The sequence below is a fragment of the Natrinema sp. H-ect1 genome, from assembly GCF_041821105.1.
Taxonomy (GTDB): Archaea; Halobacteriota; Halobacteria; order Halobacteriales; family Natrialbaceae; genus Natrinema; species Natrinema thermotolerans.
On the sequence record NZ_JBGUBA010000010.1, the window covers coordinates 31,328 to 54,157 of the forward strand.

A 22,830-nucleotide genomic window follows, 5' to 3' on the forward strand; every position below is an offset into this window, starting at 1 on the left:
ACCGTATGACGCCGGCCCGCGGACCGGGTTCGGCTGGCGAACGCATTCCGACAACCGTTTTAGGGCGAAACTGCTTGGTCCGAGTAGATGGGTAACTGTATCATCTGCGGCACACCCGTTGATGGCGAGATCTGCGAGAGCCACGAGGAGGACGCCGTATTCGAATTCCGCGGCACCGCCGCCTCACAGCTCACCCCCGGTCGGTACTACCGGGGTACCGTCGACGGCTACGCCGACTTCGGTGTCTTCGTCGACATCGGAGATCACGTCACCGGACTGTTGCATAGAAGCGAACTCGACCAGCGACTCGAGAGTCTCGACTGGGAACCGGGCGACGACGTCTTCGTTCAGGTCCTCGACGTTCGGGACAACGGCAACGTCGACCTCGGCTGGTCGATCCGCCAGCGCGAACGCGAGTTCCGCGGCAAGCTGATCGAAACCGAGGACGACGAGTTCCAGCCCGACGACCTCGAGGACGATGCCGACGCCGAGAACGGCGACGACGGCGCGACCGAGTCGTCGACCGACGACTCCGACGCCGCCGAAGAGACAGAAACGACGACGACCGACGACCGCGCCGCGAAGGCCGGCGAGTTGCAAGCCGCCGCCGAGGAGACCGAAACCGAAGCCGAAACGGTCGACGAGCAGCCCGCGGCCGCCGAGGCCGCCGGCGCTGTCACGAGCAGCGGCTCGGTCGCGACCGAGTCCGCCGCCGCCTCGACCCCGGCCACCGACGACGCGGCCGACGCCGAACCCGAGGCCGAGGACGAACCCGCGCTCAAGCGGACGACCGTCGAGGCCATCGAGAACCAGGTCGGTAGCGTCGTCCGCCTCGAGGGCGAAATCACCGGCGTTCGACAGACGAGCGGTCCGACGGTGTTCGAACTGACGGACGAAACCGGCAGCGTCGAGTGTGCGGCCTTCGAGGAGGCCGGCGTTCGCGCGTACCCCAACGTCGAGATCGACGACGTCGTCGCCCTCGAGGGCGAGGTCGAACACCACCACGGCGATCTGCAGGTCGAGACCGAATCCCTCGACGTTCTCGAAGACGACGACCGCGAGCGCGTCGTCGACCGCCTCGAGACGGCGATCGAACGCGAGGCCCGTCCGGCCGACGTCGCGCCGCTTGCCGACCACGAGGCCGTCGCGGCCGTCGAGGACGGCGTTGCCGACGCGGCGACCGCGATCCGACGTGCCGTCATGGAGGCGCGGCCGATCGTCGTCCGCCACGGTGCGACCGCCGACGGCTACGTCGCCGGTGCAGCGATCGAACGCGCCGTCCTCCCGCTGATCCGGGAGAAACACACCCGCGACGACGCCCAGTATCACTACTTCGAGCGCCGCCCGCTCGACGGCCGCGTCTACGACATGGACGCCGCCACGGGCGATGTCACCTCGATGCTCGAGGCCCGCGACCGCCACGGCGAGCAGCTGCCCTTAGTCGTACTGGTCGACGCCGGCTCGACCGTCGAATCCGTCGACGGCTACGACCTGCTCTCGCTGTACGACGCCGACTCGCTCGTGATCGACGACAGCCGAGCCGACCAAGAGGTCACCGACGCCGTCGACCTCGCCGTCGCGCCCTCGCTCGCCGGCGTCGACGTCTCGGACGTGACCTCGACGGCACTGGCGGCCAACGTCGCCGCCCACGTCAACGACGACGTCCGGGCCGATCTCCAACACCTCCCCGCGGTCAGCTACTGGGAGGACGCCCCCGAGGCCTACCTCGAACTCGCCCGCGAGGCCGGCTACGACGAGACCGGCATCTCCGAGCGCCGCGAGGCCGTCGCCTTGCAGGCCTACTACCAGTCCTACAAGGACAAGCGCGAACTCATCATCGACCTGCTGTTCGGCGACGGGGACACCGAGCGCCCCCGCGACGGCGACCTCGCCGCCCACGTCTCCGAACAGTTCCGCGACAAACTCGAGACCGAACTCGAGACGGCCCGCGAGAACCTCTCCGTGCGGGGCATCGACGGGGTCACCATCTCCGTCCTCGACACCGACGCCTTCACGCATCGGTACAACTTCCCGACCACGATCCTGCTGCTGGACGCGCTCCACCGCAGCGAACGCGACCGTGCCGACCCGCCGGTCGTCACGCTCGGCGTCGGCGACGACGAACTCCACGTCCGCGCGACCGAATCGGTCGACGTTCGCGAACTCGGCGATGCCATCGCCGAGGCAGTTCCCAACGGCGGCGTCACCGTCGTCGGCGGTCAGGACGGCCACGTCGAGTTCCTGCCCGGCGAACGCGATGCGGTTCGTGAGGCCGCGCTCGAGGCGCTCGGCGAGACGCTCGCGTAAGCCCCGTTCTTCCTCCGTCGTCCGCTTTCACCACGAGCGACAGCGACGCCGTTCCGTGAACGATCGATCGGGAGTCCGTTCGGCTCGCCGATCGGCGATCCCCTCGGACCACCAACGTATTTCCGCTCCACATCGAATGTATCCGTATGAGCGGACTCGAGGGGAGCAGCCACAAACCGGGCGATGACGATCCGTGGACCCGACTCCGTGAGAACGCCACCGGGATCGTCTCGTTGCTCGTGACGGCGATCTGGATGGGAGCGATGTTCACCGGTCAGGACTGGTGGCTCGCGGCGTTGCTCGTCGGTTATATCGCCGTCGTCCCGGTCGTCGCGATCCTGTTCGGCGACGAGGATGACATCGAGGAGTGGGCCGACGAGTTCCGTTCGTCGGCGGAGACCGAACGAACCGAGGCGACGACCGACACCGCGACGGACTCGCGTGACGCCCTCGAGACGCTGCGCGAGCGCTACGCCGCGGGTGAGTTGAGCGACGAGCAGTTCGAGCGCAAACTCGAGCGCCTGCTGGATACGGAGTCGCTCGAGGACGCCCGGGAGTGGACACGAGAGCGCGATCGGACCGGCGACGGGGTTCCTGAACGGGACCTCGAGTACGACCGGTGACGGGGGAGACGGACGGCTGACAGTCGCTTTCGGTCCGTCCGCGACGTCCTGCGATCGTACTGGGGACCCGTTCTAACGGTCCGGCTCAGTCGTCGGTCGGTTCGGCTTCGTCCGTTCGCTCGACGCGGTCGGGGCGTTCGACGGCGTCGGGATCGGGCCAGGTGACGCTTCCGAGGAACGGCACGCCGATCTGTTCGGCGGCCCGGGCGATCATGTGGGTGCCCGTCGGCACCGTCAGGAACAGGAAGCCGATCCCGATGAGGGCGGTCAGCCCCTCCGATCCGGGGCCGAACTCGACGAAGCCGGCCAGGAAGATCGCGGCGGTGCCGAGCGTCGTGGGCTTGCTCGTGGCGTGCATCCGGTTGTAGACGTTGGGCAGGCGAAGCAGCCCGATCGTCCCGACGGTCAGGAAGAAGACCCCGATGGCGATCAGGCCGACGACGACGGCGGTGTGGATCATTCGATCACCTCCCCGTCGGTGACGAACTTGGCGACGGCGACGGTCGCGATGAAGCCGATGATCGCCAGCACGAGGCTCACCGTGATGAAGAGGCCCCGACCGGTCAGCAGCGCGAAGAGGACGGCAATCGCGATGACGTTGGTCGCGATGGCATCGAGCGCGACCACTCGATCCGGGTTCGTCGGCCCACGGATCACCCGGTAGCCACAGGCGACACAGAGGCCACTGACGACCACGAGCGCGGCCCGGATCGCCGTCTCGAGGACGGCGGGATCGCTTTCAGTCATCGCCGACACCTCCCCGTTGGCGGTCCGCCGTACTGTCTCTTTCCCCGCCGGAGACGACGATCGGCCGCGGCTCGTCGTCGGGCGAGGCGTCCTCGGCGAATATCTCGAGCGCGTAGTCCTCCCAGGTACGGATCGGTTCGGCGATGGCCTCGGGGTTCCGGCCGTTGACGCCGTGGACGTACAGGGCGTTGGTCTCGTCGTCGTAGTCCAGGGTCACCGTGCCGGGCGTGATCGTGATACTGTTGGCGATGACCGTGACCGCGACGTCGGACTCGACACGCAGCGGTACCAGGATCACCTCGGGTTCGATCGGCATGCCCGGCGAGAGGACGCGGTAGGCGACGTCGACGTTCGCCCACAGGAGTTCCCGCGTGAACGCCCCCAGATAGAGCCCGGCGTAGGGGAGCGCACGAACCCCGCGGCCGAGATCGAGTCGCCGACCGTAGAGGCGGCGGAACACGTACGCGATCGGCAATCCGACGATCAGTCCCGAGAGGAAGCCCCGAAGCAGCGAGATCGGCGTCAGCGGCTGGCCGACGACGAACACCCACAGGACGGCGAAGACGACGCCGACGACCGGCCAGGTGCGAACCCGCATTAGTGATCACCCCCGCTCGAGCCGCCGAGGTCGCTCGCTTTCTGCGGGTCGACCGCGTCGACGTAGGTATCGGTGTCGAGGGCGGCCTCCGCGGCCGTTTCCGCGAACTCGTAGACGGGATCGAAGCCGACCCCGACCACGACGATCGTCGCCGCAAGGACCACGAGGACGCCCACTTCGACGGGATCGATCGTCGCCGCGTCGACGGCGTCGGTTCGAGCGCCCCAGAAGCTCCGGTTCCACATGCGAGTCGCGTACGCGATCGTCAACAGTGAGCCGACGAGCAGGAGGACGAGAACGGGGCCGGCCCCCGCCCGCGCCGCGGCGTCGAAGACGAGGAACTTACCGAAAAAGCCCGACAGCGGCGGAATGCCGACGAGCGCGAGCGAGGCGATAAAGACCGCGATGGCAAGCGGTGGCGACCGGCCCGCCAGCCCGCCCAGATCGGCGAAGCGGCTCGTCCCCGTCGCCGAGCGAACCGTTCCGACTGCGAGGAAGAGCAGTCCCTTCGCCAGCGTGTGATTCAAGGCAAACACCAACGCGGCGATGATCGCGAACTCGCGAAGCGTCGGGTCGACCGTCGACGCCGCGATCGCGACCGGAACGGCGATGAATCCGACCTGGCCGATGCTCGAGTAGGCGAACACGCCCTCCATGGTGTCGCGGCCGACGGCCCCGATGCCGCCCACGAGGATGCTGCCGGCGCCCATGACGAGCAGCGCCGCACCGACGAACGGCAGCGGCGAGTCGCCGGCGATCGTGGCGTCGACGACCGGTAGCGGGAGGTCGACGGCGACCTCGGCACCGGCGAAGACGGTAAAGGAAAGCCGGATGATCGCGTAGATGCCGACCTTCTTGGTCGCGCCGGCGAGCAGGGCGGTGATCTGGGGCGGTGCGGCCCGGTAGGCCGTCGGGATCCAGAACTGGAAGGGGACCAGCCCGGCCTTGATCGCGAACACCGACAGGAGCATGCCGAGCAGGCCGACGACGGGAACGGGCTCGAGGCCGTAGGCTGCCGGCTCGGCGAGCCGTTGGGCGAGATCCGCCATGTTGAGCGTGCCGGTCGTCGCGTAGATCCCGCCGACGCCGAGCAGGAAGACGGCGCTTGCAAGCAGATTGAGCGCGACGTACCAGAACGCGGCGCGGGTGTGTTGGGGGCCGCCGCTGTAGGCAACGAAGACGTAGCTGGCCATCAGCATGACCTCGAACCAGACGAAGAGGTTGAAGAGGTCGCCGGTGAGGAACGCTCCCGTCACGCCCAGCGCGAGGAAATGAAAGAGCGGGAAGTAGTAACTACGGCCCTCCCCGCCGGGGAGGTGTCTGGTCGAGTAGACTAGCGATCCGATGCCGAGGACGGCGACCATCGTCAGCATGAACGCCGAGAGGCCGTCCGCGACCAGCGTGATCCCGAAGGGGGCCGGCCAGTCGCCGACCTGGTAGGTCGCGATCCCCGGTGCCGACGGCGCGAGGACGATATACCAGTCGATCGCCGCCACCGCGAGCCCGTAGCCCGCGCCGGCTGCGAGGCTCACGGCCGCTCGAGCCCGGGGGTGGCGGCCGAGAAACAGCGTCGCGGCGGCCGCGACCAGTACGATCAGCATCGGCGCGATCACGAGCTGTGACTCGGTTCCGACCGGCGTCGCGGTCATCGTCGTCATCGTCATTTCCGATCACCCAGTTCCGTTACGTCCAACGTGTCGTGTTCCTCGTAGACCCGATACGACAGCACGAGCGCGAAGGCCGTCATGCCGAAGCCGATGACGATCGCGGTCAACACCAGCGCCTGGACCAGCGGATCGGCCGTCTCCGGGACGTGGTCCCCATGACCGGCGAGTACTGGCACCGAGTCGGCTGTCGCTGGCGCGATCCCGCCCATCGCCAGCAGGTAGACGTTCGCGGCCTGACTGATGATCGCCAGCCCCCAGACGACCCGGATCAGGTCCCGCCGCAGGAGCAGGAAGGTCCCGAGGGCAAACAGCGCACCGACCGCGGCCGCCAGAACGATCGCCGTCATTCGGCTCCCACCACCGAGAGGATCGTGAGCAGTCCGCCGACGACCACGCAGTAGACCCCGAAGTCGAAAGCCATCGCGCTCGCGACCTCGAGGTGGTCGTAGATCGGCACCCCCTCGAGCATGACGAACGTCTGGGTCAGGAAGGGCCGATCGAAGACCAGCGGGACGAGTCCGCTGAGGACCGCGATCGCGAACCCGTAGGCGAACAGGCGGCGATACGCCAACACGACGCGGTCCCGGGAGGGTTCCTTGCCGGGATCGACCTCGCGGCCGAGGACGCCCCGCTCCAGGAAGTCGAGTCCGAACGCCATGTAGACGATCCCGAAGGCCGTCACCGTGAGGACGCCGCCGATGAACCCGCCGCCGGGCAGGTTATGGCCCTCGAAGAACAGCGAGATCGCGACGACAAGGACGATCGGGACGATCGCCCGCGCGGTCGTCCGCATGATGACCGTCGTCACGCGTCCTCACCTCCGCTGGGGCCGCCGTCGGTGCTGGCGTCGGCGGCGGTCGGTCCGTCGCCGCTCGAGTCGGCGGGCGATCCGTCGTCGCCGGCGGGACTCGCGTCGCCGCGACCGCGCATGACGATCAGCGTCAGGATCGAGATCGAAGCGAGCGCGATCACGGCGAGTTCGCCGAGCGTATCGAAGCCGCGGAAGTCGACGAGGGTCACGTTGACGATGTTAGTCCCGCCGCCGCCCGGAACCGCCCGCTCGGCGTAGGCGCGGGCGATCTCGGTCGGCCCGTCGGGCCGAGCGTCGGTCGTGACGAGGATCGTCACGAACACGGTCACGCCGACGGCGACCGAGAGGACGGCATCGCGGGCGACCCGCCCGACCTCGATCTCGTAGCGTTCGGGGATCTCCTCGACGACCAGCAGGAAAATCACCAGCACGAGCGTCTCGACGACCAGTTGGGTCAACGCGAGATCGGGCGCGCTCGCGAGGATGTAGAAGATCGCGATCATAAAGCCGAGGATCGAGAGGGTGAGGATCCCGGCGATGTGGCTGTCGGCGCGTGCGACCGCGACCGCACCGACCACCGCCACGAGCAATACGAGGGCGATGGGGATCGTGACCTCGAGTCCGATCGTCGCCGGGACGATGGCACCGGCGGCCACGAACCCGGTGAGCGCGAGCGCACAGGTCGCCGCCAGCGTCCACGTCGCGTACGTCCGGAGATGGCCGTTGTGGACCCACTCGGCGAACAGCCGTCCCTCGTCGGTGAGTCCCTCGACGATGCGGTCGTACCACCAGTTCGCGCGGATCGGCGGGACCGCTGCCAGCCCCGCACGGATGCCGTCGTGGATCCGTCCGTAGGCCGGATACGCGAGGACGCCGGCCCCGATCGTGACCGCGCTCATGCCGACCGGCGTCGAGTACGAGGTCGGAAGGCCGACGTGCATCGCGTGGGGGTCGACCGCCGTCGCCTCGAGTCCCGACTGAACGACGAGATCGACCGCTCGCTGCGGGTCGACGCTGACGATCGCGGCCAGCAACGCGAGGACGGCCGGCGGGACGAGCAGGCTCACGTTCGGCCGGTGGACGTGGCCGAGCGCGTCGGGGCGCTCGCCGAAAAACAGCGAGAGGAACTTCAGCGAGTAGAGGACGGTGAAGATACTGCCGAAGACGGCGACGGCGGGGTAGAGCCATCCCAGGAGTCCGATTTCGTGGTAATGGCTCGCCTCGACAGCGGCCTCGAAGAGCAGCTCCTTGGAGTAAAAGCCGTTGAAGGGCGGAATACCGGCCATGCTGAGCGCGACGACGCCGGTGATCGCCGCCGTGACGGGGAGATCGTGACGGAGGCCACCCAACTCCCGGATCTCGCGGGTCCCCGCTTCGTGGGCGATGATACCGGCGACGAGAAAGAGCGCGGCCTTGAACAGTGCGTGGTTGAGGAGGTGGAACACACCGGTCTCAGCGCCGTAGACGGAGGTAAAGCCGAAGCCGGCGACCATCAGTCCGAGGTGACTCGCAGTCGAGTAGGCAAGCAGTTCCTTGATGTCGGTTGCGGCGACGGCCATGATCGCACAGACGGTCATCGTCGTCAGCCCGAGCGTCGCAAAGAGGAAGAGCCACTCCTCGCCGACGAGCATGGGTCGGACGCGACCGATGAAGTAGACGCCGACCTTGACCATCGTCGCCGAGTGGAGAAACGCCGAGACGGGCGTCGGGGCCGCCATCGCGTTGGGCAGCCAGAAGTGGACCGGCACCTGTGCGGACTTGGTGCCCGCACCGATCGCCAGCAGGCCGAGAACTGGGAGGAACAGGCCCCGCTCTCGCAAGGCATTGCTCATGGTCTCGGGGTTTTCGAGCATCGTGGCGAGGTCGAACGCGGCCCCCGGGCCGAGGACGTCGCCGGCGACGATCGAGAGCAAGAGGAGGCCGACGAGCAGGAACAGGCCGCCACCGACGGTAATGAACATGGCCATCCGGGCGGCGTACTGCGAGGAGTCGTCGGCGGTGTAGTAGCCGATCAGGACGAACGAACAGAGGCTCGTGAGTTCCCAGAAGAGGAAAATTGCGACCAGATCGGCGGCCAGCGCGACGCCGACGATCGAGCCCATAAACGCGAGCAGGGCGGCGTAATACCTCGGGAGACCGGCCTGACCGTGCATGTATGCGGGGGAGTACGTGAACACGAGCGCGCCGATACCGGTGGCAAGCATCGCGAACAGCAGTGCCCAGCCGTCCACGTAGAACTGGAGTGCGATATTCAGCGACGAGATCCACTCGAGGGAGACGCTGCCTTCGGTGCCGTACTGTGTGGCGAGCAGGCCAAACGACGCCAGCGAGACGACGGTTCCGACGAACCCGGTCGTTTCGCCGAAGAGACGGAAGACGAGCGGCGTCAGTGCTGCCGCGACGAACGGCAACGCGACCGCGGCGACGACGACCGCCAGGTCGGGAGACATTCGGTACGCCGAGGATAGGGTGAGACGTCCCTTAAGCGATTACCTTTCGGAAGCCCGACTGATAGACGGAACCGTTACACACGGACTGGACGTCGCGGTAGTAGCGGCCGGATCGAAGAGTCCGACACGCTTATTCGCGAACGGCGACCATTCGTACGTAGTGAGTACCGAGACGCCCGAACCGACCGAAACCGAAGCGTTCGAGCGGGTCTGTGAGACGCTCGTCGAGCGGATCCTCGCCGGCGAGATCGAGCGCGACGAGGTCGAGAAAGCGAAGCTCGAGGCCTGCTCGGAACACTCGGCACCCAAAGTGCCGAAGAACTCCGAGCTACTGGACTACGCGCCCGAAGAACACCGCGAGGACCTGGAAGCGGTGTTACAGCGCAAACCGGTCCGAACGGCCTCCGGCGTCTCGCCGGTCGCGATCATGACCTCGCCCGAGCGCTGTCCCCACGGAAAGTGTCTCTACTGTCCCGGCGGCCCCGACTCGGAGTTCTCGAGTTCCCAGAGCTATACGGGCGAGGAGCCCGCCGCCGCCCGCGGCGTCCAGAACGACTACGACCCCTACGGGCAGGTCACGCTCCGACTCGAGCAGCTGCGCCAGATCGGCCATCCCGTCGACAAGGTCGAACTCATCCTGATGGGCGGGACGATGACCGCTCGCAGCCACGACTACCAGGAGTGGTTCGTCAAGCGCGCCCTCGAGGCGATGAACGACTACGACGTCGACAAGGAGCCGGAGCCGGCTCAGGGCGTCAGCTTCGCCGAGGACCCCGAGGAGTACGAGTGGCAGTACCTCGAGGACGTCATCGCCGAGAACGAGACGGCCGACGTTCGCAACATCGGGACGACCTTCGAGACCAAGCCCGACTGGTGCGATCCGGAACAGATCGACCGAATGCTCGAGCTGGGCGGGACGAAAGTCGAGGTCGGCGTCCAGACGACCTTCGAGCGGATCAACCGGGAGATGCACCGGGGCCACGGCGCGCAGGCGTCGATCGACGCCAACCGCCGGCTCCGGGACTCGGCGTTCAAGGTCGGCTTCCACATGATGCCCGGCCAGCCCGGAATGAGCAAGGAAATGTGTCTCGAGGACTTCCGGCGGCTCTTCGAGGAGGAGCAGTGGAAGCCGGACTACCTGAAGATCTATCCGACGCTGATCGTCCGGGGAACGGCGACCTACGACTGGTGGCACAACGGCGAGTTCGAACCGCTGGGCAACGACGAGGCCGCGGAACTGATCGCCGAGATCAAGGACATGATTCCCCGGTACACGCGACTCCAGCGCGTCCAGCGGGACATCCCCGCGGACTTCATCGATGCCGGGGTCTGGAAGTCCAATCTCCGCCAGCTCGCCCGCAAGCGCATGGACGAACACGGCTGGTCTTGCGACTGTATCCGTTGTCGCGAAGCCGGGATGAACGACGAGGACGCCGAGAACGTCGACCTCGACGTGTTGACCTACGAGGCCTGCGGCGGCACCGAGCATTTCATCTCCTTCGAGGACTTCCAGAAGGACCTGCTGGTCGGCTTCTGTAGGCTCCGGTTCCCCAACGACCCTGTCCGCCCGGAACTCGAGAACGCCGCGTTGATCCGGGAACTGCACGTCTACGGCTCCGAGGTCGCCATGGGCGACGAGAGCGAGACGGATCAACATCAGCATCAGGGCTACGGCCGCCGGCTAATGAATCGCGCCGAGGACCTCGCGGCCGACGCCGGCTACGACAAACTGAGCGTCATCTCCGGCATCGGCGCGCGGGAGTACTACCGGAACAAACTCGGCTACCATCAGGACGGCCCGTACGTGAGCAAACGTCTCTAGGCCGTTCGTGTGTGGCCGGACCCGCTCGAGGGCCGATCGGGACCGCTGCCGGCCGCTCCGACTCCCGACTGCGACGAATCGAGACACGAAATCGCGTCGCGCTTCGCATTTTTCTGCGGAAATGATTCGTCTTCTGAACGCGAAAAATTTATTACCCTATATGGTGTATACTCGCGTGCCGACAATCGTCGGCACCGTTGTCATCCCCTCCACCCCCCATCCCACTCCGACAGCGGCACACCGCACTGTCCCGCGAGCGCGCCGGCACCCATCCCGTCGCTCGACTCCCCCTAGGGCGACACCGGCACGCTCGGTTTCCGTTCTCGCAGCTCGTTCAAGGCGACGCCACGCTGCCGTGATCAGTACGGCGGCTCCGTCAGCGGCTCGCGATTTCGCGCAGGTATCCCGTCCGAACCTCGTAGAGGAGAGCCGTCAGGAGGAGTCCGGTCCCGATCCCCCAGAACAGCCGCCGCTCCGCGTCGGTACCGGCGGTCCCGAACAGCAGACAGAGACCGCCGCCCAGCAGCAGGGCCATCCGGATCCGAGTCGGCGCCGGCACCGCCTCGTCGCCGGTGGCCGCCAGGTACAGTTGCGGCCCGACGATCGGGGATCGCGATCACCACCACGAACGCGTAGATCGGTCCCTCGAGGCCGAGGGCCGCACCGAGCAGGAAGGCGGCCAGACAGAGGGCGAACGCGACGGCGAGGACGCTATTTTCGCGGGAAACCATACGTTCATGTGGCTCCGGTGACGTATGTTTCCTTTGACCCGTAGGCCGGTGGACGAGACACCCGGTCAGACCGCGAGGACGGTGTCGACGAGCAGCATGACCGCGAAGCCGAGGACGAACGTCGCCGTCGCGGTGTCGGCGTAGCCGTGGCCGTGGCTCGAGGGGACCAGTTCCCGGAAGACGACGGCGATCATCGCCCCCGCGGCGAAGCCGGCGGAGAGGGGGAAGAGCCCGGAGACGACCGCGACGAGCGAGAAGCCGATTGCGGCGGCGATCGGTTCGGGGACGCCGCCCGAGAGCGTGGTATAGAGGAGCGTTCGGGGGGCGGAGACGCCGGCCCGGACGGCCGGCACCGCCATCGCGAACCCGTCGGGGACGTTCTGGACCGCGATCGCCGTCGCAATGGCGAGGCCGAGCGCCGTCTCGCCGCTCGCGAAGGCGATCCCCACCGCCAGCCCCTCGGGGACGTTGTGGATGGTGACGGCGCCGCCGACCAGTGCGGCGCGACGCAGGTCGTCGGCGTCGTCGCCGAGCGGTTCGAGGTCGCCGTCAGCCTCGGCCGACGGTAGCTCGCCGGCGGGGTCGAATTTCGGTCCCGTCCCTTCGACCCGTTCCCCGCGAAAGAGGAGATGCAAGTGCGGGAGAACGGCGTTGACGACCAGCAGGAAGCCGCCGCCGGCGAGGAGACCGGCGGTGACCTCGAGCGGCGACCCCATCTCGAGGCCGGGCAACACGAGGGCGAAGACCGCGGCTCCGACCATGATGCCGGCCGCGAGGCCGAGCGACCCGTCGTAGACGCGGTGGCTGATTCGGTCGGTGAGCAGGAGTGGTAACGCCCCGAGCCCGGTGGTACAGCCGGCGATGGTCGCGATGACGACGACTTCCTCGAGCGACGACATACGGGTTCTCTCCGAGGCCGGCTCGAAAACGGTTGCGGTCGGATACCGCGGCGCCCGTCCTCAGTCGATCGAAACCTCGAGTTCGAGCAGTCCCAGATGTGGCGGCGCACCGCCGCCGTTGGTCCGGAACTCCTGGGGCGTCGAGTTGACGACGCTGTAGAAATCGTCCTGACTGGTCGGCACGAGCGTGCTGCCGTCGTCGCGCTGGAGGAAGGCGGGCGTATCGGTTCCCTCGATGAGTTCCAGCTGTTCCTGCCAGTCCTCGTCGGCATAGATGAACGTGCCAAAGGAGAACCGGCCGGCGGCGAGGGCGTCGTGTTTCGAGAGGAACATCCCGGACTCCTCGGCGTTGTACTCCTCGTCGCTCACCCAGGCGATCGCCGCGATCCCCTCGGCCTGAAGGAGATAGAAGTCCCACGAGAGCGTCGCGTCGAAGACCGCCCAGACGCTTCGGGGGCCGACGGTGTGGAGTTCGACGCTGAACGCGGGCCGAAGTCGCTCACCTTCGGGCTCGGGGACGAACGTCGCGTCGTAGCCCGGCGAGCGAATGCCCCGATCGTGATAGACGACGCCGTCCATGTCGACGTCGGCATCGATCCGGTCGACGATCCCGCGGACCGTCGCGCCGCCCTGTTGCTCGAGATGATCGAGAAAGTCCGGGAACCGGGAGACGTCGGTCCAGGGCGGTTCCTCGCCCGCGCTCATCGGGTCGCCCCCCCGTTCGTGACCGTCCGCGTTCGGTCAGTGCCCCCTCGCAGTCGCGCGTTCGACTCACGGGTGACGCCACCCACGGCCTCGTACATGCCCCGTACTGAGTGCCCGCGGGGATTAGATGTTCCGACAGCGACCGACGGGTGGGACGGTCGCCCGTCCTCGCGGACGCTCGCCGACGCGATCGACCGTCTCCGGAGCGACATCCCTTTTTGACCGGGCCGGGCAGTGTGTAGTATGGATTCGAAGCGGGAGCTGACAAGCGTCGACCTCGCGGCCCTCGTCGGGGAATTCGGCACCTACGAGGGAGCGAAAGTCGACAAGGCCTACCTCTACGGCGACGATCTCGTCCGCCTCAAGATGCGGGACTTCGACCGGGGCCGACTGGAACTGATCCTCGAGGTCGGTGAGGTCAAGCGGGCCCACACGGTCGCCCCCGAGCGGGTGCCCGACGCCCCCGGCCGGCCGCCCCAGTTCGCGATGATGCTCCGGAACCGACTGTCGGGAGCGGACTTCGCGGGCGTCGAACAGTACGAGTTCGACCGCATCCTCGAGTTCGTCTTCGAGCGCGACGACGGCACGACCCGGATCATCGTCGAACTGTTCGGGCAGGGCAACGTCGCGGTCACCGACGGCGAGTACGAGGTGATCGACTGCCTCGAGACCGTCCGACTCAAGTCCCGAACGGTCGTCCCGGGCTCGCGCTATGAGTTCCCGGATACCCGGACGAACCCACTGACGGTCTCCCGCGAGGCGTTCGACCACGAGATGGACGACTCCGACACCGACGTGGTCCGGACGCTGGCGACCCAACTCAACTTCGGCGGCCTCTACGCCGAGGAGGTCTGTACCCGCGCCGGCGTCGAGAAGGGGCTGGACATCGACGACGCCGACGAGGACGTCTACGACCGGATCTACGAGGCCATCGAGCGGCTCGCGCTCGACATTCGCAACGGTAACTTCGATCCGCGGCTCTACTTCGCGGGCGACGACGAGGCCGACGGGGACGACGAAAGCGAGGGAACCGACGCAGGCGACGGTCCCGTCGTCGACGTCACGCCGTTCCCGCTCGAGGAACACGCGGACCTGCCCGCCGAGGGCTACGACTCGTTCCTGTCGGCCCTGGACGACTACTTCTTCCGGCTCGAACTCGCCGAAGAGGAAGAGCCCGATCCGACCGATCAGCGGCCGGACTTCGAGTCCGAGATCGCCAAACACGAGCGGATCATCGAGCAACAGCAGGGGGCGATCGAGGGGTTCGAGCAGGAGGCCGAGCAGCTTCGCGAGCGGGCGGAGTTGCTCTATGCCGAGTACGGACTCGTCGACGAGATCCTCTCGACGGTCCAGCAGGCCCGCGAGCAGGACCGCGCCTGGGACGAGATCAGGGAACGGTTCGAGGAGGGGGCCGACCGCGGTATCGCGGCCGCCGAGGCGGTCATCGACGTCGACGGCAGCGAGGGGACCGTGACCGTCGACCTCGACGGCGAGCGGATCGAACTGGTCGCCGATCGGGGCGTTGAACAGAACGCCGACCGGCTCTACACCGAGGCCAAACGCGTCGAGGACAAAAAGGAGGGCGCGCTGGCGGCCATCGAAAACACCCGCGAGGACTTAGAAGACGCCAAGCGACGCCGCGACGAGTGGGAAGCCCAGGACGCCGCGAGCGACGACGAGGACGAGGCGGACGACGAAGGGCCGAAACGGGACTGGCTCGCCGACCCCTCGATTCCGATCCGCGAAAACGAGCCCTGGTTCGATCGCTTCCGCTGGTTCCACACCAGCGACGACTACCTCGTGATCGGCGGCCGCAACGCCGACCAGAACGAGGAGATCGTCAAGAAGTACCTCGAGCCGGGCGACAAGGTCCTCCACACGCAGGCCCACGGCGGTCCCGTCACCGTGCTGAAGGCGACCGACCCGAGCGAGGCCTCCTCGAGCGACATTGAACTCCCCGAGTCGAGCATCGAGGAGGCGGCCCAGTTCGCGGTCTCGTACGCCTCGGTCTGGAAGGACGGCCGCTACGCGGGCGACGTCTACGCGGTCGACGCCGATCAGGTCTCGAAGACCCCCGAGAGCGGCGAGTACTTGGAGAAAGGCGGGTTCGCGATCCGCGGCGATCGGACCTACTACCGCGATACCCCGGTCGGCGCGGCGGTCGGGATCCAGTGTGAGCCCTACACGCGAGTGATCGGCGGCCCGCCGTCGGCCATCGAAGACCGGACGGAGACGACGATCGAACTCGAGCCCGGGCAGTACGCCCAGGCGGACACGGCAAAGCGACTCTACCGTCGGTTCCGCGAGCGCTTCGAGGACGAGTCGTTCGTCCGCAAGATCGCCAGCCCGGACCGGATCCAGCACTTCATGCCGCCGGGCGGTAGCCGGATCAAAGAGGAGTAGTCGCGCCGATCCGCACGCGATGGCCGCGGATCACCGTGTCGAGTAGGTGTCGGACCGGACCCCATCCTCGCCGTCGTCGAAATACCGGAAAATTCACCGTTGAATACGCGTGCCAACCCGCTCGAGGGACTGCTCCCAGTGACGCGGACGACTACTGCGAGACTTCGAGTGCGGGTTCCGTCGGCCGCTCGAGCGCCTCGAGATACGCTTCGGTGTCGAGGGCCGCCATACTGCCGGTTCCGGCGGCGGTGATCGCCTGTTGGTAGTTCGGATCGGCGACGTCGCCGGCGGCGAAGACGCCTTCGACTGCGGTCTCGGTCGTCGCGCGGCCGGCGTCGTCGGTTCGCGTGTGGAGGTAGCCGCTCTCGTCACGGTCGACGGCGGTTCCCGCGAGGAAGTCGGTGTTGGGCGTGTGTCCGATCGCGTAGAACACGCCGCCGACGTCGACCGTCTCGCGCGTCACGTCGGCGCCGTTCGCGGCTTGCTCGAGGGGATAGCCCTCGGGGTGCGAGACGAGCGTCGCGCCGGTGACACCTTCTTCTTGGGAGCCCCGCAGCGCCTCGAGTTCCGTGTTCCAGCGGAACTCGATGGTCTCGTTGTCGCGGGCACGGTCGGCCATGATCTCGGACGCGCGCAGTTCCTCGCGGCGGTGAACGACGGTCACGCTGTCGGCGAACTTCGCGAGGAAGAGCGCTTCTTCCATCGCCGAATCGCCGCCGCCGATCACGAGGACGTCGTCGCCGCGGTGGAACGCGCCGTCGCAGGTCGCACACGTCGAGAGGCCATACCCCATCAGTTCGGCCTCGTTTTCCGCGCCGACCCAGCGAGCGCTCGCGCCGCTCGCGACGATCAACGAACGCGTTCGCAGCCGATCGCCGTTCGAGAGTTCGAGTTCGAACGGCCGGTCTCCGAGCGTCGCGTCCTCGACGGTCCCGTGTTCGAATTCGGCACCGAAGCGCTCGGCCTGGTCCTTGCCGTTCCCGATCAGCTCCATCCCGCCGACGCCCTCGGGGAAGCCGAGGTAGTTCTCGACGTCCGTCGTCAGCGTCAGCTGGCCGCCCGGTTCGGGTCCCTCGAGTACCAGCGGCTCGAGGTCGGCCCGCGCGGCGTAGACGGCCGCCGAGAGACCGGCGATGCCGGAGCCGACGATCACGACGTTACGAACGTCCGCGGTCGCGTCGGTTGCCTCGTTCATTCGGTGTATCTCTCGATCAGGGCTCGGAGTCGGTTTTCCGGTAACACGCCGGACTGCTGTTCGACCTGCTCACCGTCCGCGAAGAGGACGAGCGTCGGCACGCCGCGAACGCCGAACGACCCCGCGAGCTGCTGGTGTTCGTCGACGTCGACCTTGGCGATCACGGCGTCGGTCGTGTCGGCCAGCTTCTCGAGGACGGGATTGAGCATCTGACAGGGGCCACACCAGTCGGCGTAGAAGTCCACGAGAACGACCTCGTGTTCCGCCGTGACGTCCTCGAGGTGACTTCCGCCGTCGATGTAGAGCGGTTCGTCCAGCGATCGTGCCGAAACGTCGTCGCGTGCATCAGTTGCCATCACCACTACGTATGGACCGACACCGCTTAAAGGTTTTGTACATAGTGTACAATATAGTGGCAGCTATTCTCGGGCGATCACTCCCGTTACACGGAGTACGTGGTTCGACGGCTGTGAGAAGTACATGCGTGGCCGTCTTCGGGATTGGCGGCGGGGTGAAAACCGGTTCCACCCCGTTCGGTTCGGTACGAGTAGTTTTGTGCATATACCTAACAACCGTTCGTTCAACGAGGCGGCCGCTCCGCGGCACTCGCGTCGAAGCGGGCGAAATACCCCGCTCGCGTCCCGACGCGACCGTTGAACGTCAATCCGCGTCGTTCGGCGCGGCGTCGTAGCCGTTCGAACCCGACGAAGTGCGGGTCGGGGAGCGATTCGCCGACGACGAGTCGGCCGTCAGGCTTGAGGACCCGCTCGAGTTCGTCGAGCGCCCGCTCCTGGTCGGGAACCTCGCCGAGGACCAGGACCAGATACGCGGCATCGAACGTGTCGTCCGGATACGGAAGCGCTCGTGCGTCGCCGCGGACCGGTTCGACGGGCAGGTTACCCGCCGCTCGCGTCCGCGTCCGGAGGTGTTCGACCATCTCCGATTGGACATCTACGGCGTGTACCGTCCCCGACGGCTCGACCGCCCGCGCGACCGTCCCCGTGTAGTAGCCCGTTCCCGGCCCGACCTCGAGAAGACGTTCTCCGGGCCGGGGCTCGAGTACGTCACACAGCCTCGAGCGAGTGATGACCGGACGCGGCAGATCGATCGCGTGGCGCTGGGCGTACGGACACGGTGACGGGTTCGACCGCCACCGGAGGGCGTATCCGAGTCCGGCGAGCAACACGAGCCCGAGCAGGGCGGCGACCGCTCGCGAGAGACGGCGAGAACTCATAGGAGTACAGTCTCCACGGACGGACTACTGTCTTCCCCCGAACCGACGCGAGCCCTGCGGGCTTGCCGTTGCTACCCCAACGACGATCACGATCGAAATCGACCGTCTACTATGTCCGACACGCTTCGCACGCGAACGGACGGCGAGTTCGACGACGTCGTCGCGGAAACGATCAACGCCCTCGAGGACGAAGGATTCGGCGTCCTCTGCGACATCGACGTTCGGGAGACGCTGCAGCAGAAACTCGACGAAGACTTCCGACGGTACCGGATCTTGGGCGCGTGCAATCCGGGGTTGGCCCATCGGGGACTCGAGGACGACCTCGACCTCGGGACCGTACTCCCCTGCAACGTCGTCGTCTACGACGATGACGGCGGCGTCGTCGTCAGCGCCGTCGACCCGCGACGGCTGATCGGCGTCACCGAGAACGACGACCTCGACCCGATCGGTGACGACGCGTACGAGCGCTTCGAGCGGGTTCTCGAGTCCCTGTAACACCGCGGTTCTAAGCGTACGGCACCACGATCTCCGCTCGTGTCGTGGCGCGTTCCGGTCGCCACTACCGGACCACGAGAACGGGAACCGGTGATCGTCGAACGACGGTTTCCGCGACGCTCCCGAGCAGGACGCGGGAGACCCCCTCCTTGCTGTGGCTGCCGATGACGATCAGATCGACCGATTCTTCCGCCGCCTGCGCGACGATGCGGTCATCCGGTTCGCCCGTGACTATGTTCGTTTCGAGACTGCGACCGTACTCGGTTGCGAGGTCCGTCGCTGTCTCGAGGACATCGGCTGCGTGTTCCTCCGCTTTTTCGGAAACGGGTACTTGCAGTTCCGGTCCCAGGAGTTGTGCCCACCGCCCGTCCGGCACCTCGATGACGTACAGCGCGATGACGGTCGCATCCGGGAATTCGTCGAAGGTCAATTCGAGGGCTTCCGTCGCCTGCGGCGTCCCGTCGTAGGGAACGAGAATTCGGTCGGCCATGACGAATGGTTCGACAACCCGGTATAAAGTCGTCACGCCGATCTCATGGCTGAAAAATAGATCTGAAGGGCGCTGTCGGACGTTCGCCGTGTCCTCCGTTCCGTGAACTTCGGTCAGTTTCGGCTCAGTCGCTGACGCGTCGAGGGGGACCTCTATAGTCAATGGCACCGAATCGCACGACAACGCTGTGATCAGTGTATCCGATCCAGCGGCTTCGACAGCAATGAGTGTCCGCTATCCACTGTGGCAGTACCACACTGAACGGAACGGGTGAAACCGGCCACGGAGTCGCCTGCTGACACCGTCTGGCAGTGATCCCGTGTCCGACGCTCGCCGGCGAATCAGGCCGCGCAGTTGTTGGGGCCGAGTTCGAGTTCCGTCGCCTCGGACTCGTCATCGGGGGGCTCCGTCCCCGTGTTGATCTCGATCACGCGCTCGTAGTTCGGCGGTTTTTCCGGGTCGTTCTCGACTATCCGATCTACGAACTCGTCTTCGTCCAATCCGAGCAATTCGAGATCGTCGCGGAGATCGCCCAGACGAGCGCCGATCAGTTCGCCCGGCGAACCGACCTCGTATCGGTTGTCCGCCGTGACGGATACGTGTCCCGGGAGGATTCGCGTCTCGTCCGGTAACTCGAGAACGGTGTCGTGGAGCGATTCGTACAGTAGTTCGGCGCCGTTGGCCGCGTCCTCGTCACCGAACTGAAGTTCCGTCCGGCCGACGGACTCGACGAACAGCGTGTCACCCGTCAGCAGCGCCTCACCGTCGACGAGATAGTTGACCATCTCGGTCGTGTGTCCCGGCGTCTGTAGCGTCTCGATTTCGACGTCGCCGAGGGCGATCGTCTCGCCGTCGGCGAGGGGTTCGTAGTCGTATTCGACGCCCCGCTCGCTCGCACGTTCGCCGAGATGGTAGGGAACGTCCAGCTCGGTCGCCAGTTTTCGCCCGCCCGAGATGTGGTCGGCGTGGACGTGGGTATCGAGGACGCGCTCGATCGCGAGTCCGGCCTCCTCGGCGGCGATCTTGAACTGATCCGTCTGTCGGGTCGGGTCGACCACGACCGCCGACTCGGCGGCCGTCGAGCCGACGACGTAGCCGAGACAGCCCTTTGCCCGGCGCTGTAGCTGCAGGACGACGAGATCCTCGTTTGCCGTCTCGACGGGAACGACCTCGAACACCTTGCTCCAGTCTTCCATCCCGCCTTTCACGACGGCCACGTCGTCGTAGCCGCGTTGCTCGAGTTCGAACCCGAACGGCGTCGACGTGAGCCCCTTCCCACAGATCGCGACGATCGAGTCGCCGTTGCTCGCTGCCTCGATGCGTTCGGTTTTCTCGTCACCGAACTCGTCGCGCGGGTCGAACGGAACGTTTTCGGCACCGTGAATCCGCCACCCCTCGTAACTGTCTTCGGGGCGCGTATCGACGAGCGTGAACGACTCGTCCGAGTCGATCATCTCCGCGAGCCGTTCGGGAGATAGTTGGGTCACCATTGGAATCACCTTGCAAGACTCATACTGCGAGCCCGTTGATAGGTATCGTCCCTGCACAGGCACCCTCGACGACCGGGACGGGGTTCGACCGACTCGAGGACGTGTCTCGCGGCCGATCGGCTCGCTTCGGGACACGCTTGGCCGCCGCTATCGGAGCCGCTGAAACGAATGACAACGCTGTCGTGCGGTCGGGTGTGCAACGATTGTCAGTGGCTACGAGACGATCCCGGCAGGTCGGTGGCGACGTTCCCGTTCCAGTGATAGTACGGCCTCCAATAATAGGGGGACTTTTAGCCAGCGCATCGTCGGGGACCGTATGCAGGACCCTCGATGGCTGCAACTGAGCGAGGACGAAATAAACGAATTCCTCGGTCGCGGCGGGACCGGCGTCATCTCCTTCGCCACGGATCCCGACGAACCACCGGTTTCGATCCCCGTCTCGTACGGGTACAGCGCGGACGTAAAGCGGTTTTACTATCGACTCTCGATCCCACAGGACAGCAGAAAGGAGGACCTCGTGGACAACCCCGTCTCCTTCGTGACACACGACGAGACCGACACCGGCTGGCGAAGCGTCGTCGCCACGGGACGGCTTTCGGATACGGCCGATGCGCCGTACGAGTCGACGGAAATTCAGGGGATGTGGGGGATCCAGATCCCGATCGTCGACGTGTTCGAGCGACCGCCGAGGGAGATGACGTTCCGCTATTTCAGCCTCGATCCGGACGAGATAACGGGGCGGAAAGAGGTCCGGACCGATGCGTAGCGAGCGGATGTCCATCAACGGCTCATACGGGCAACTGTCCCGATTCCCCGTGCAATCGCGGGACGGTCGGGTCTCGTCGGAACTGACGGACGGCAGTCCGTGTGATACGGTAACGCTGTTGGGCAGAACGGCGTGAAGATCGGGCGCTCTGCTGTGGCCGTCGCCGGTAGGCCGCGAATTGGCGACCGACTTCGTAGTGACTTCTGTCCGACAGTGTAAGCGACGGGCGTGTTCCGTTATCGGACAATCGTCACCGGGACTGGGGAGCGCCGCGTGACGGTTTCGGCCACGCTTCCGAGCAGGACACGAGTGACGCCGGACCGACCGTGACTTCCCATGACGATGTGATCGACGTCGTTTTCGTCGGCGTACTGGACGATCGTTCGAGCGGGCGGTCCAGTTTCGACCGCGGTGTCGATCGTGGTCGTCTCGAGAACTCCCGCTTCCTCCGCTCGGTCGCGCGCGTCTTCGCCGAGTTCGTTGCCCCGTTCGACGGCCTGATCGTGGATCTGTGGATCGTAGTAGCCGCCGCCCCCGTAGTCGCTGTAGACGCCAGCCATCGGATCGACGACGTGTAACGTCGTGATTCGCCCGCCGTCGTGATTCGAGACCGCGTGATCGAACGCGGCCCACGCTTGCGATGAGCCGTCCAACGGGACGAGTACGTGCGTTCCCATACGGGAGACACGTCAGCAACGCACAAGAAACCCGCCGGAAACGGCCCGCTCGCGATCGGTTCGAGCGCGACCGTCGAGGACTCGAGTACGGTCGCGTGACGGTCGTACCGACGAGAGAGTCCGCCGTCGTCACACTTGGGCCCCGAGACTAAGACGTCTCGCGTGGTCGGCCTAGCCGGTGTCCTCATGCCGATCGATGACTTAGCCCGCAGCGATGTCGTAACGGCCGCACCCGACGCGTCGGTCGCCGAACTCGCGGCGATGATGGACGAGGAGAACGTCGGGAGTATCGTGATCATCGACGACGATGCGCCGGTGGGTATCGTAACCGACCGCGACCTGACTGTGCGCGTCCTCGCCGACGGGGCCGACGCCGAGCGGACGGCAACGGACGTAATGACCGAGGATCCCTGTACGATCGAACGGGACGGCGGGTTCTACGAGGCGACGGATCTGATGGCCGAACACGGCGTGCGCCGCCTCCCGGTCAGCGACGGCGGCCAGCTCGTCGGCATCATCACGGCCGACGATCTGACGGAACTCCTCTCCGACGAGGAACAACAGCTCGCGGACGTCATTCGGGCTCAGCGACCCGAATACTGAGTCCCGGCGATCTGTGGCCCGTCACCGTTCGCCGTCGCGAGGCAACTCCGTTGGCGTGCGGCCGGCCTCGGTGACGACCGTGACACACCGACTCGTCCGCCGGTCGCTTGACGGTCG

Annotated in this window: 24 protein-coding genes; 8 read left to right on the top strand and 16 right to left on the bottom strand. The window is 66.5% G+C overall.

Features of this window, described 5'->3' with window-relative positions:
* The first annotated feature begins 87 nt into the window (after positions 1-87).
* Both ACERIM_RS16150 and ACERIM_RS16155 read left to right on the top strand, forming a co-directional pair.
* The gene (locus ACERIM_RS16150) at positions 88-2,307 is read left to right on the top strand and encodes a DHH family phosphoesterase (protein WP_373633449.1); all 2,220 of its coding nucleotides are present in this window, start codon (positions 88-90) and stop codon (positions 2,305-2,307) included.
* 146 nt (positions 2,308-2,453) lie between these two features.
* A complete protein-coding gene (locus ACERIM_RS16155) occupies positions 2,454-2,930 on the top strand; it encodes an SHOCT domain-containing protein (protein WP_373633450.1) in 477 nt (158 codons plus the stop codon).
* Between the two features lie 85 nt (positions 2,931-3,015).
* Here the strand turns inward: ACERIM_RS16155 and mnhG are convergent, their stop codons facing one another.
* The 7 genes from mnhG to mbhE are packed head-to-tail and all read right to left on the bottom strand — an operon-like array spanning position 3,016 to position 9,203.
* Complete coding sequence (mnhG, locus tag ACERIM_RS16160) at positions 3,016-3,390, bottom strand: monovalent cation/H(+) antiporter subunit G (protein WP_006650484.1); 375 nt, start codon at positions 3,388-3,390, stop codon at positions 3,016-3,018.
* Positions 3,387-3,677, bottom strand: coding sequence for a monovalent cation/H+ antiporter complex subunit F (locus ACERIM_RS16165; protein WP_006179456.1), 291 nt, complete (start codon positions 3,675-3,677; stop codon positions 3,387-3,389). Before ACERIM_RS16165 ends, mnhG begins: the two co-directional genes overlap by 4 nt.
* On the bottom strand, positions 3,670-4,275 hold the full coding sequence (locus ACERIM_RS16170; protein WP_006179454.1) for a Na+/H+ antiporter subunit E: 606 nt from the start codon (positions 4,273-4,275) through the stop codon (positions 3,670-3,672). Before ACERIM_RS16170 ends, ACERIM_RS16165 begins: the two co-directional genes overlap by 8 nt.
* Entirely contained in the window at positions 4,275-5,924 is a 1,650-nt protein-coding gene (locus ACERIM_RS16175; protein WP_172704588.1) for a complex I subunit 5 family protein, read from the bottom strand. The genes ACERIM_RS16170 and ACERIM_RS16175 overlap by 1 nt, the downstream gene beginning before the upstream one ends.
* Before the next feature lie 11 nt (positions 5,925-5,935).
* The gene (locus tag ACERIM_RS16180) at positions 5,936-6,289 is read right to left on the bottom strand and encodes a sodium:proton antiporter (protein WP_006650486.1); all 354 of its coding nucleotides are present in this window, start codon (positions 6,287-6,289) and stop codon (positions 5,936-5,938) included.
* Positions 6,286-6,750, bottom strand: a complete 465-nt coding sequence (locus ACERIM_RS16185) for an MnhB domain-containing protein (RefSeq protein ID WP_006650487.1) — start codon at positions 6,748-6,750, stop codon at positions 6,286-6,288. Before ACERIM_RS16185 ends, ACERIM_RS16180 begins: the two co-directional genes overlap by 4 nt.
* A complete protein-coding gene (gene mbhE, locus ACERIM_RS16190) occupies positions 6,747-9,203 on the bottom strand; it encodes a hydrogen gas-evolving membrane-bound hydrogenase subunit E (RefSeq protein ID WP_373633451.1) in 2,457 nt (818 codons plus the stop codon). Before mbhE ends, ACERIM_RS16185 begins: the two co-directional genes overlap by 4 nt.
* 160 nt (positions 9,204-9,363) lie before the next feature.
* Here mbhE and ACERIM_RS16195 point away from each other — a divergent pair, with 160 nt between their 5' ends.
* The gene (locus ACERIM_RS16195; RefSeq protein ID WP_373633452.1) at positions 9,364-11,025 is read left to right on the top strand and encodes a tRNA uridine(34) 5-carboxymethylaminomethyl modification radical SAM/GNAT enzyme Elp3; all 1,662 of its coding nucleotides are present in this window, start codon (positions 9,364-9,366) and stop codon (positions 11,023-11,025) included.
* Positions 11,026-11,401: 376 nt separating this feature from the next.
* Here ACERIM_RS16195 and ACERIM_RS16200 read toward each other — a convergent pair whose 3' ends face one another.
* Positions 11,402-11,584 carry a hypothetical protein gene (locus ACERIM_RS16200; protein WP_373633453.1) on the bottom strand — a complete coding sequence of 61 codons (183 nt, stop codon included), beginning with the start codon at positions 11,582-11,584 and terminating at the stop codon, positions 11,402-11,404.
* A 13-nt stretch (positions 11,585-11,597) separates the two neighbouring features.
* Here ACERIM_RS16200 and ACERIM_RS16205 point away from each other — a divergent pair, with 13 nt between their 5' ends.
* Entirely contained in the window at positions 11,598-11,777 is a 180-nt protein-coding gene (locus ACERIM_RS16205; protein ID WP_373633454.1) for a hypothetical protein, read from the top strand.
* Between the two features lie 44 nt (positions 11,778-11,821).
* Here the strand turns inward: ACERIM_RS16205 and ACERIM_RS16210 are convergent, their stop codons facing one another.
* Both ACERIM_RS16210 and ACERIM_RS16215 read right to left on the bottom strand, forming a co-directional pair.
* Entirely contained in the window at positions 11,822-12,655 is an 834-nt protein-coding gene (locus ACERIM_RS16210; protein WP_373633455.1) for a ZIP family metal transporter, read from the bottom strand.
* A 60-nt stretch (positions 12,656-12,715) separates the two neighbouring features.
* Positions 12,716-13,360: a hypothetical protein gene (locus tag ACERIM_RS16215; protein ID WP_373633456.1), complete on the bottom strand. Its 645-nt coding sequence runs from the start codon at positions 13,358-13,360 to the stop codon at positions 12,716-12,718.
* Between the two features lie 243 nt (positions 13,361-13,603).
* Between ACERIM_RS16215 and rqcH the strand changes: the two genes are divergently transcribed.
* Complete coding sequence (rqcH, locus tag ACERIM_RS16220; RefSeq protein ID WP_373633457.1) at positions 13,604-15,763, top strand: ribosome rescue protein RqcH; 2,160 nt, start codon at positions 13,604-13,606, stop codon at positions 15,761-15,763.
* Between the two features lie 151 nt (positions 15,764-15,914).
* On the opposite strand, the gene ACERIM_RS16225 is transcribed toward rqcH, so the two are convergent.
* The 3 genes from ACERIM_RS16225 to ACERIM_RS16235 form a co-directional block, all read right to left on the bottom strand.
* Entirely contained in the window at positions 15,915-16,958 is a 1,044-nt protein-coding gene (locus ACERIM_RS16225; protein WP_373633458.1) for an NAD(P)/FAD-dependent oxidoreductase, read from the bottom strand.
* Positions 16,955-17,314, bottom strand: coding sequence for a thioredoxin (gene trxA / locus ACERIM_RS16230; protein ID WP_006650495.1), 360 nt, complete (start codon positions 17,312-17,314; stop codon positions 16,955-16,957). Before trxA ends, ACERIM_RS16225 begins: the two co-directional genes overlap by 4 nt.
* A 224-nt stretch (positions 17,315-17,538) precedes the next feature.
* The gene (locus ACERIM_RS16235; RefSeq protein WP_373633459.1) at positions 17,539-18,192 is read right to left on the bottom strand and encodes a class I SAM-dependent methyltransferase; all 654 of its coding nucleotides are present in this window, start codon (positions 18,190-18,192) and stop codon (positions 17,539-17,541) included.
* 111 nt (positions 18,193-18,303) lie between these two features.
* On the opposite strand from ACERIM_RS16235, the gene ACERIM_RS16240 reads away from it, so the two are divergent.
* Positions 18,304-18,687, top strand: a complete 384-nt coding sequence (locus ACERIM_RS16240) for a DUF302 domain-containing protein (protein WP_373633460.1) — start codon at positions 18,304-18,306, stop codon at positions 18,685-18,687.
* A 64-nt stretch (positions 18,688-18,751) separates the two neighbouring features.
* On the opposite strand, the gene ACERIM_RS16245 is transcribed toward ACERIM_RS16240, so the two are convergent.
* Together ACERIM_RS16245 and ACERIM_RS16250 are read right to left on the bottom strand one after the other, a co-directional pair.
* Positions 18,752-19,177, bottom strand: a complete 426-nt coding sequence (locus tag ACERIM_RS16245; protein ID WP_006650498.1) for a universal stress protein — start codon at positions 19,175-19,177, stop codon at positions 18,752-18,754.
* Positions 19,178-19,518: 341 nt separating this feature from the next.
* Positions 19,519-20,667, bottom strand: coding sequence for a rhodanese-like domain-containing protein (locus ACERIM_RS16250; protein WP_373633461.1), 1,149 nt, complete (start codon positions 20,665-20,667; stop codon positions 19,519-19,521).
* Positions 20,668-20,983: 316 nt separating this feature from the next.
* Between ACERIM_RS16250 and ACERIM_RS16255 the strand changes: the two genes are divergently transcribed.
* On the top strand, positions 20,984-21,433 hold the full coding sequence (locus ACERIM_RS16255; RefSeq protein ID WP_006650500.1) for a pyridoxamine 5'-phosphate oxidase family protein: 450 nt from the start codon (positions 20,984-20,986) through the stop codon (positions 21,431-21,433).
* A gap of 236 nt (positions 21,434-21,669) precedes the next feature.
* Here the strand turns inward: ACERIM_RS16255 and ACERIM_RS16260 are convergent, their stop codons facing one another.
* Complete coding sequence (locus ACERIM_RS16260; RefSeq protein WP_049966464.1) at positions 21,670-22,110, bottom strand: universal stress protein; 441 nt, start codon at positions 22,108-22,110, stop codon at positions 21,670-21,672.
* Positions 22,111-22,296: 186 nt separating this feature from the next.
* Here ACERIM_RS16260 and ACERIM_RS16265 point away from each other — a divergent pair, with 186 nt between their 5' ends.
* Positions 22,297-22,713: a CBS domain-containing protein gene (locus tag ACERIM_RS16265; protein ID WP_373633462.1), complete on the top strand. Its 417-nt coding sequence runs from the start codon at positions 22,297-22,299 to the stop codon at positions 22,711-22,713.
* Positions 22,714-22,830: the final 117 nt, after the last annotated feature.